This window comes from Sphingomonas sp., from assembly GCF_042096255.1.
GTDB lineage: Bacteria > Pseudomonadota > Alphaproteobacteria > Sphingomonadales > Sphingomonadaceae > Sphingomonas.
Map to the genome: position 1 here is coordinate 1 of NZ_JBELLZ010000106.1, position 9,381 is coordinate 9,381.

Annotated in this window: 10 protein-coding genes; 6 read left to right on the forward strand and 4 right to left on the reverse strand. The window is 69.8% G+C overall.

The genetic code is table 11. The features are described from left to right. The coding region (locus ACFDTH_RS15525; RefSeq protein WP_375288468.1) for a calcium-binding protein at positions 1-1,556 on the reverse strand (1,556 nt) is incomplete at its 3' end. A gap of 133 nt (positions 1,557-1,689) precedes the next feature. On the opposite strand from ACFDTH_RS15525, the gene ACFDTH_RS15530 reads away from it, so the two are divergent. Beyond that, complete coding sequence (locus tag ACFDTH_RS15530) at positions 1,690-2,466, forward strand: Coq4 family protein (RefSeq protein WP_375288469.1); 777 nt, start codon at positions 1,690-1,692, stop codon at positions 2,464-2,466. A 2-nt stretch (positions 2,467-2,468) separates the two neighbouring features. On the opposite strand, the gene ACFDTH_RS15535 is transcribed toward ACFDTH_RS15530, so the two are convergent. Next, positions 2,469-3,575 carry a hypothetical protein gene (locus ACFDTH_RS15535; protein ID WP_375288470.1) on the reverse strand — a complete coding sequence of 369 codons (1,107 nt, stop codon included), beginning with the start codon at positions 3,573-3,575 and terminating at the stop codon, positions 2,469-2,471. Between the two features lie 93 nt (positions 3,576-3,668). Here ACFDTH_RS15535 and recF point away from each other — a divergent pair, with 93 nt between their 5' ends. From recF to ACFDTH_RS15555, 4 genes are all read left to right on the forward strand, one after another. Beyond that, positions 3,669-4,703 carry a DNA replication/repair protein RecF gene (gene recF, locus ACFDTH_RS15540; protein ID WP_375288471.1) on the forward strand — a complete coding sequence of 345 codons (1,035 nt, stop codon included), beginning with the start codon at positions 3,669-3,671 and terminating at the stop codon, positions 4,701-4,703. 86 nt (positions 4,704-4,789) lie between these two features. Next, a complete protein-coding gene (locus tag ACFDTH_RS15545) occupies positions 4,790-5,578 on the forward strand; it encodes an OmpA family protein (protein WP_375288472.1) in 789 nt (262 codons plus the stop codon). Positions 5,579-5,642: 64 nt separating this feature from the next. Beyond that, positions 5,643-6,374: a head GIN domain-containing protein gene (locus tag ACFDTH_RS15550; protein WP_375288473.1), complete on the forward strand. Its 732-nt coding sequence runs from the start codon at positions 5,643-5,645 to the stop codon at positions 6,372-6,374. A gap of 41 nt (positions 6,375-6,415) precedes the next feature. Then, complete coding sequence (locus ACFDTH_RS15555) at positions 6,416-7,126, forward strand: head GIN domain-containing protein (RefSeq protein WP_375288474.1); 711 nt, start codon at positions 6,416-6,418, stop codon at positions 7,124-7,126. 67 nt (positions 7,127-7,193) lie between these two features. On the opposite strand, the gene ACFDTH_RS15560 is transcribed toward ACFDTH_RS15555, so the two are convergent. Beyond that, on the reverse strand, positions 7,194-7,592 hold the full coding sequence (locus tag ACFDTH_RS15560) for a DUF1489 family protein (protein ID WP_375288475.1): 399 nt from the start codon (positions 7,590-7,592) through the stop codon (positions 7,194-7,196). A 20-nt stretch (positions 7,593-7,612) separates the two neighbouring features. Next, positions 7,613-9,016, reverse strand: a complete 1,404-nt coding sequence (gene mgtE / locus ACFDTH_RS15565; protein ID WP_375288476.1) for a magnesium transporter — start codon at positions 9,014-9,016, stop codon at positions 7,613-7,615. Positions 9,017-9,116: 100 nt separating this feature from the next. Between mgtE and ACFDTH_RS15570 the strand changes: the two genes are divergently transcribed. Next, a partial coding sequence (locus ACFDTH_RS15570) for a peptidylprolyl isomerase (protein WP_375288477.1) occupies positions 9,117-9,381 on the forward strand: 265 nt, incomplete at its 3' end.

Consider the following 9,381-nt stretch of genomic DNA (forward strand, 5'->3'; position numbering starts at 1 on the left):
AGCGTCATCGTCCCGGTACTCGCGTACAGGATGTCGTCGTGCCCGCTTCCGATGATCCGTTCGAAGCCGATGATATAGCCCACCGTTGATCCGTTGCCGGGCTTGCTGCTGAAGGTCATCTCGACGGCGCGGGTCATGCCGGACAGATCAAGCGTGTCGCTGCCGCGGTCTCCGTTCAGCTGGCTGGCCTTGGCGATCACCCGGATAGTGTCGTCGCCGCGGCCGCCGTCGAAGATGCTCCCTTGAGCGTTGACCAGAAGCGTGTCGTTGCCGTCCTCGCCATACAGGCTTGCGCCCGTGCCGGCGGCGACCAGCCGATCGTCTCCATCGCCGCCGTTGAACGAGAATCCGCCGACGATGATGCGGTCGGCCCACTCCGTGCCGGTGATCGCGGTGGCGCTTTCGAAGCCGGTGATCGTGCCGCCGCCGATCGTCACGGTAGCGCCGGCGGTCAGACCCGTCAGGTCCGCGAACACCGCGCGCGTCGCGCCGGCGAGGCTTAGTGTGAGGTGGTCGCGCCCCGCGCCGCCATCGGCGCTGTCGCCGAAGCCGATCGAGACCAGGTCGTTGCCGGCGCCAGCTTCCACCCGGTCGCGCTCCGTGCCGGTGTCCAGCTGGAGATGCGGATCCTTGAAGGTCTCGATCCGCGCGGCGGTGCCGATACTGTCGCCCGACTTGCCACCGATGAGCACGTCCGAGCCGGCGCCGCCCGCCAGCAGGTTGCGGATCGAACCGCCGGTCAGCGTATCGTCGCCCGTGCCACCGTCCAGCTCAATTTCGTAGCTCGTCGGCTTGCGCGTGGTCGCGGTGATGATGTCGTTCCCGCCGCCGCCTTCTGCCCGTTCGGTGCTGACGATCACGTCATCACCATCGCCGCCATAAGAGGACTCCGCACCCGACAGCCGGTCGTTCCCCCCATCCCCATACAAAGCGTAACTGGTCGCGCGCGTTTCCAGAACGTCGTCGCCATCCCCGCCGTGAATCGATCCGGCGGACGCGCTCACCACATGGTCGTCGCCGGCACCCGCATAGATGCTGACGGACTCGTGATCGCCGGTGATCGTGCCGACCAGAATCTCGTCGTCGAACTCGGTTGCGCGCAGCTTCGACAGGCGTTCCACGTTCGCGATCGTGGTGGAGCCCCAGGACAGGGCGATGCCCGCGACCAGCGCTTCAAGGTCCAGCGTCAGCCCGGCGCGCTCGTGGATCAGGCTGAGGATCAGTTCGTCCGTCCCGTCGCCGCCATCGATTGTGTCGCCCGTACCTGCGACGATGAAGTCGTCACCTGCGCCTCCATTCAGGCTGTCACGCGCCTTGGCATTGTCCAGCTGTACGGCAGTCCATTCCCAATCCTGAACGGAAACGCGATCGACCGCCTCGGAGAACAGGATGTCGTCTCCCTCGCCCCCGTCGATCGCGTCGGCGCCGGCACCACCCATGATGATGTCGTCGCCACCACGTCCGCCCAGCGTGTCATTGCCGCCCATCCCCTCGATCAGATCCGCCGCTGCGGTGCCGAGGTAGACGTCGGCCGCCTCGCTTCCCTCGTATTTCATGAATACCGTGCCCCCGTGGCTCCCATGCCCGAAGCATCCCCTTGCATGCCGGCACGAAAGCGCAAGATCAATTCTATTGACACGAATGTCAGTAGCGACCATAGTCGTGTCCGTACCGGATGGAGTCTTCCCCATGGCCAAGCTTCCCCCGTTTCCCGGCACGTCGGGTCGCCGCGACTGGCGCACCGCCTTTGACGCGATCCGCAAGCTGCTGGCGAACGGTGACGACACCGCGCAGGTGTTCCGCATCATGCGGGCGCTCAACGTCGGCAACAGCCCGGAGAATTTCGCCAGGCTGATCGCCACGGAGGAGGGCGGACGGATCGCTTATGACCGCGTGGAGCTCGCGCGGGCGTTCTCCGATCCGGCGTTCGTGGCCAGCTTTGCGCCGGGCACGGTCGGCGCGGCCTATCGCGATTTCCTGGAGAGCACCGGCTATTCCGCCGACGGACTGGTCGAGGTGTCGAAGCTGGCGCCCGACGAGACCGATATGGCGCACCCTTACGCCTGGTTCGGCCGCCGTGTGCGCGACACGCATGACATCTGGCATGTGCTGACCGGCTACAAGGCGGACGAGCATCTCGGCGAGGCGTGTCTGGTCGCCTTCAGCTACGCGCAGGTCGGCGGGCTCGGCTGGGCGCTGATCGCCTCGGCGGCGAGCCTGAAGAGCCTGCGCGAGACCAAGGGTACCCTGTTCGCCAAGGCGGTATGGGAAGGCTATCGCCACGGTCGCGCCGCGCGCTGGATCTCGGGCGAGGATTACCTCACCCTGCTTCACGAGCCGATCGAGGCGGCGCGCCGCCGGCTCGGCATCCGCGAGCCGGTGCTGTATCGCCGTGCGCAAGCTGAACTGGGCGAGGAGCTGGCCTCCTACATGAAGGCGGAGCGCCAGCAGCCGCTCGCCGCCTGAGCTCAGTCGGGCGAATATTCGGTCGATCCGGCAGGGTTGTAATAGGGATCGTCGGTCCGCGTGAAGCTGCCGTCCGGCATCTCAAGCACGCGCGCACCGCCATGGATCGATCCCTGCACGGTCTGTCCGGCGGGATTGGTCCAGGTCGTCTCCTCGCGGATCGAACGGACGTTCGACTCATGGATGCGGTCGTTCGTCGCCGCGGTGGAGGCGGCGGTCCGGGCATAGATCGCATTGGTCTCGGCATTGCCGCGCGCGCGGATCGCGGCGCGGTCGGCGGCGCCCTTGGCATTGATCTCGGCCATGCGCGCATTGTGCCAGGAGGAGATGGCGGCGCTCTGCTGCGCCGCGAAGCGGTTCACCGCATCCATGCCGCGCCGGCCGATCGCCTGGACGTATTCGGGGTTGCCCTTGAACGAGCCGCGGATGCGGTCCGCGCGCGCCCGGTCCAGCTGCCCTGCCGGGGCGCGATAGGCGCTGACATAGCCGGCAGTGCCGCCCGCGCCGCTCAGCGAGACGACCGCCATCAGCTGTTCCTCCACCGGCCGCCCGCCGACCGCATAGCTGAGCGTCATCTCCCCCACTTCGGTGCGATAGCCGTTGCGATCGGAACGGCGTGCCTCCGCCGTCAGATCCTGCCGATCGCGATAGCCGATCATGCGTGCGCCCGGGCGCATCGCCTGCGCGACGCTGTCGAGGAACTGCCGCGCCGAGGCGATGCCGGCGACAGGGCAGGGGTTCATCGGGATCGCGGCGGAAGGCATCTGCCAGCCGAAGCCCGGCATCAGCTCCAGTGCCTCGACGCCGTCGGGCGCCACCGCGCGCCACTGGAACTTCATGCGATTCGTCGCGCAACTGGTGCTGTCGTCCCAATTGATCCCGCCTTCGACCCGCCAGTCGGCAGGCACCGACGCGCGCGCGGCGATCATCGGCTGGCCGAAACCCGTCCGGTCGACCACCTCGACGGTGCGGAAGGCGGTGGCCGGCGCGGTGCCGTCTCTGGCGGCACGCGCCGCTTGTCGCGCAGCGGGTGCGGACGCCTGCTCCTGGCTCGCCACCGCATCGCTGCACCCCGCCAGCATCAGCACCGCCGCCATCGTGATCCGCATAACCGTTCTCCCCGTGTCCTGCCTTCGTAAGCGGCGGATCACGGGAAAGCGGGTCCCTTCGCGTCCATCCTCACATCGCCTAAGGGCCGCCTGATGCTCGCGCGCCTGGTCCTCACCGATGTCCGCAACCATGCGGCGCTGACGCTGGAGGGATCGCCGGGGCTGATCGCGATCGCGGGGCCGAACGGCGCGGGCAAGACCAACGTGCTGGAGGCGATCTCGCTGCTCGCCCCCGGTCGGGGCCTGCGCCGCGCCGTTCTGTCGGCGGTGGCGCGCAGCGACGGGCCCGGCGGGTTCGGCATCGCCGCGACTTTGGCCGATGGCGTCACGCTTTCCACCGGCGCCGCGGCGGATGCGCCCGAACGGCGGGTGGTAAAGGTCAACGGCGCCGCCGCCGGTGCCAACACGCTCGCCGACTATCTGTCGGTGCTCTGGCTCACCCCGGCGATGGATCGGCTGTTCGTCGAGCCCGCCTCGGAGCGGCGGCGCTTCGTCGACCGGCTCACCCTCGCGCTCGCCCCCGCGCATGCGGGTGTCGCCACCCGCTACGAGGCGGCGATGCGCGATCGCAACCGGCTGCTCGCCGAGGAGCGGCCCGACCCGCGCTGGCTCGACGCGCTGGAGGCGCGGATGGCGGCGGAGGGTGCGACGCTTGACGCCGCACGCCGCGACACGGTGGCGCTGCTCGGCGACCGGCTGGGCGACGAGGCGGATTTCCCGCGCGCCGCGCTCGCGCTCGACCGCGATCCGGTCGCGCCCGAAGCCTTCGCCCGCGCGCTCCGCGACGGCCGCGCCCGTGATGCCGCCGCCGGGCGCACGCTCGCCGGCCCGCATCGCGTCGACCTCCACGTCACCCATGTCGACAAGGCGATCGCCGCCGCCCAGGCCTCCACCGGCGAGCAGAAGGCGCTGCTGCTCGCGATCATCCTCGCGCATGCCGAGCTGGTCGCCGACCGCACCGGCCGCGCGCCGGTGCTGCTGCTCGACGAGGTCGCTGCGCATCTCGATCCCGATCGCCGCGCGGCGCTGTTCGCGCGGCTCGCCGGGCGCGGGCAGGTGTGGATGACGGGCACCGAGCCGGCGCTGTTCGACGCCGCGCCCGATCTGCAGCGCATCGCGCTCGGCTGAACGCCGGCTTTCGACGCGCACCAGCCTCCGTTCAGCGCCGCCCCGCCAAGGCGTGCACCAGGGGTGGGCTCGAAGGGAGACATGAGATGCTCGCAAGGACATTGATCGCCACACTGGCCCTCACCGCCACCGCCGCACCCGCGCTCGCGCAGGGACCATGGGACTGGACCGGCGGCCGCCCCGGCAGCCGCGACTATCGCCTCGCCGGCGCGGGCGTGCGGCTGCTGATTCCGGAGCTGCGCGCCACCAAACGCGGCCGCGCCTTCGTGATGCGCAACTTCGATCGCAACCGCGACGGCCTGGTCCAGCCGCGAGAGGCCGAGCTCGCCAACCGCGCCTTCATCGAGATCGCCGGCGCGCGCCGCGCCCGCTTCGACTGGGAGGTGTACGATCGCCGGCCGATGCTGCGCGCCCCTGCGCCGGTGCCGCCGCTCGCCCAAGCGCCGCGGCCCGGCCGTTGGGATCGCCGGGCGATGCGCGACTATGGCTTCCGCCAGACCGCGCGTGGCGCGACCATGACGCTGTCTGAAGCGGTGCTGTTCGCCACCGATAGTGCCACCCTGCGTCCCGGCGCGGTCGACAAGCTCCGTCCGCTCGCCGACTATCTCAGGGACAATGCCGGCGTGCGCGTCTCGATCGACGGCTACACCGACTCGCGTGGCTCCGACGCGTACAACAAGGGCCTGTCGCTGCGCCGCGCCGATGCGGTGCGCGCCGCCTTCGACGATCTCGGGGTTACCCGTGCGCGCTTCTCGGTGGACGGGCATGGCGAGGCGGATCCGGTCGCGCCCAACACCACCGCCGCGGGCATGCAGCAGAACCGCCGTGTCGAGGTGACCCTGCTCGGCCGCCGCGTCGAGGAATTCCGCGACTGAGCCTTCGGCTTGCACCGGCCGGTCCCCTGCTGTATTAGTGTAACAACACAGCAGGGGACCTGACATGCGTGCCTATGTTTTCGCAGCGCTTCTTCCGCTCGCCGCCTGCGGCAATATTGGCGGCGACGACCATGAGGGCGCCGGCGTCCAGCCGACCGGCTCGGGCACCAGCCGCAGCTTCGCCGTCAGCGACTTCACCGCCGTCGAACTCGCCGGGCCGGACAATGTCGACGTCCGCGTCGGCTCCGCGTTTTCGGTGCGCGCGGAAGGGGACGAGGCGCAGCTCGCCAAGCTCAGGATCGAGCGGATCGGCGATCGGCTGAAGGTCGGCCGGCAGCGGCGATCGGGCTTCAGCTGGAGCTCGGGCGATGGCGTGAAGGTTTTTGTCACCATGCCGCGGATCACCGCCGCCGAGCTTGCCGGCTCTGGCAACCTGTCGGTCGATCGCGCGGAGGGCGCTCGTTTCGTCGGTGACCTCGCCGGCTCGGGCAACCTGTCGGTCGGCATGCTGGCCGTCCGCGACGCGGAGCTGTCCATCGCCGGTTCGGGCAATGTCCGGGCCGTCGGCTCCACCGAGATGCTCAAGATCGACATCGCCGGCTCGGGCGATGTCGCCGCCGAGGGATTGACCGCGACCAGCGCCAGCGTGTCGATCGCCGGCTCGGGCAACGTCCGCGCCAGGGTGGACGGCGATGCCAAGGTCTCGATCATGGGATCGGGCGATGTCGATCTCGGCGATCGGGCGCGCTGTCAGACCAGCAAGATGGGCTCGGGCTCGGTGCGCTGCGGCCGCTGAACGCTTGCATGATTCCGCGCATCGATGCGACGACGCGTCCGATGCGCCAATTCCTCCTCCTTTCCGCTCTCGCCGCCGCGCCCGCCGCGGCGGACGACCGCAGCTTCGCGCTCGGCAGTTTCGATCGGGTGCGGGTGGAGGGGCCGTTCAAGGTCACCGTCACTACCGGCTCGCCGGGCGCGAAGGCGCGGGCGGACCGGGGCACGCTCGACCGGCTGTCGATCACCGCCAATGGCGGCACCCTGGTGGTGCGGATGGGCGGCGCCGGCTGGGCGGAGCAGCCGCGGCTCGCCAAGGCGACGGTGCCGGAGATCACCCTCTCGACTCCCCGCCTCGCCGCGATCGCGATCAGCGCCGGCGCCGAGGTGGCGGCAAGCACGATGAAGGGCCCGCGCGTCGATCTCACCGTCACCGGTCCGGGCACGCTCAAGGTTGCTCGGGTCGAGGCGGAGCAACTGGTCGGCACGCTGATCGGCGGCGGCGCGATGACGCTGGCGGGCAAGGCGGGCAATGCGCGCCTGTCGCTCAACGGCACCGGCACCATCGCCGCGCCCGAGCTGATCGCCGACAATGCCACGGTCCGGCTGGAAGGGCCGGGCGAGATCGCCACGCACGCGCGCTTCGCGGCGCAGGTCACCTCCACCGGGCTCGGCCGGGTAACGGTGGCGGGGTCGCCGAAGTGCACCGTGCGCGCGCCGGCGGGCGGGCCGGTGACGTGTGGGGTGGGCGACACCAACATCCGTTCGAACTGAAGTGTGTGTCCCCGCGGAGGCGGGGACCCGGACTGGGCTCCCGCCTTCGCGGGAGCACATCTGCCTCTCAGATCAGCGCCAGCGCCGCCAGCTTCCCCGCCAGCGCCGGCGGCAATGCGTCAAGCACCTCGCCCTCCGCCAGATCGCCCGGCGCCTCGTCCGCCTCCAGGTAGCGCCAGCCCTGGTGCGCGCGCTTGTGCCGTGCCGCGACCAGCCGCAGCGCCGGATCGAGCAGGATCGCCACGCGCCCGCCCTCCGCCTCACCGAAGCCCAGGATCGGCGAGCGCGCCACCAGCATGTGCTTGTGGATCCAGAATAGCGAGCCCCGGCCCGCCACTTCCTCGTGACGCTTGGGCAGGTAGCGCGTGGTGAGTGAGACGGGGCCGGCCTCCGCCCGCGCACGCAGGCGTTCGGCCAAGTGATCGACGCTCGTCACCCCGAACGCGACCTTGGTGAGATGCAGCATGGACACCCAGATGGGGAGCGTCAGCCGCCCAGGCCAGAGGCGGTGGCGAGACCGAGGAAGGCGAGGAAGCCGATCGAATCGGTGGTCATCGTCACGAAGATCGACGAGGCGACCGCGGGATCGGCGTTGAACCGGTCCAACGTCACCGGCACGAGCACCCCGGCTAACCCCGCGACCAGGATGTTGGTCATCATCGCGGCCGCGATCACCAGGCCCAAAGTGGCGCTGGAGAAGATCGCCGCCACGCCCACGCCGATGATGAGCGCGATGGTGGCACCGTTGAGCAGCGCCACGCGGATCTCGCGCACGATCGCGCGCGCGGTGTTCGATTCGGTCAGCTGGTTGGTGGCGATCGCGCGCACCGTCACCGCCAGCGTCTGGGTGCCGGCATTGCCGCCAACGCCCGCGACGATCGGCATCAGCGTGGCGAGCGCCACCATCCGCGCGATCGTCCCCTCGAATGCCGCGATGATCGAGGAGGCGACCAGCGCGGTGAACAGGTTTGCGATCAGCCAGCGGACGCGCGCCTTGTAGCTTTCGACGACGGGCTCGTTGATGTCGCCCTCGCCTGCGCCAGAGAGCAGCAGCGCATCCTCGCCCGCCTCCTGCTGGATGATGTGGACCACGTCGTCGACGGTGATCATCCCGACCAGCCGCCCCGATCCGTCCACCACCGCGGCGGAGATCAACGCATATTTCTGGAAGCGGAGCGCTACCTCTTCCTGGTCCATGTCGACCTCGATCAGCGTCTGCTCGCGCTGCATGACGTCGCCGATGGCGATGCTGCGCGGCGTACGCAGCAGCCAGGAGAGCGCACAAGTGCCGATCGGGCGGTGCGCCGGATCGACCACGAACACCTCCCAGAAGTCGGTGGTCAGGTCGTCGTGGCCGCGCAGGTAATCCAGCGTGTCGCCGACGGTCCAATGCTCGGGCACCGCGATCAGCTCGCGCTGCATCAGGCGGCCGGCGGATTCCTCAGGATAGGAGAGCGCTTCCTCGATCGCGGCGCGGTCGTCGGGCTCCATCTGACGGAGCACCGCGCGCTGGTCGTCGGCGTCGAGGTCCTCGATGATCGCCACCGCATCGTCGGTGTCGAGCTCGGAGGCGATGTCGGCGAGCTCGGTGGGGGACAAGGCCTCCAGCAATTGCTCGCGGACATAGTCGTTCATCTCGGCGAACACGTCGCCGTCGAGCAGGTCGGGGATCGCGGTCGCCAGCTCGGCGCGCCGGTCCTCGGGCGTCAGCTCGAACAGGTCGGCGATGTCGGCGGGGTGGAGCGGCTCCACCAGCGCGCGCACCCCCTCGCTGTCGCCGGCATCGGCCGCCTCCAGCACGCGGGAGACGAACTCGGGCTTGAGCCGGTCGTCCTCGTCCAGCTGGGTTTCCGCCTCGGCGTCGGCGTTGCGGAGTTCGGTCTCGCTCATGGGCGCCTCCTCCGGCCGGTTGAGCGGGCGCCTGTAACGCGGGCGTTGCGCTTGGTCCACACGCTCCCTAGGTCCGCGCCTTCACTCAGAGGAGCCGCAAATGGCCGATTATTCCACCCTGACGCTGACGCTGGATGGCGGAGACGTGACGATCAAGCTGCGGCCCGATCTCGCCCCCAACCATGTCGCGCGCATCGCCGAGCTCGCCAACGAAGGCTTCTACGACGGCGTACCGTTTCACCGCGTGATCCCCGGCTTCATGGCGCAGGGCGGAGACGGCGGTCGCGGCGACGGCACCGGCGGCTCGGACAAGCCCAATCTGAAGCAGGAGTTCAACAAGGAGCCGCACGTCCGCGGCGTCTGCT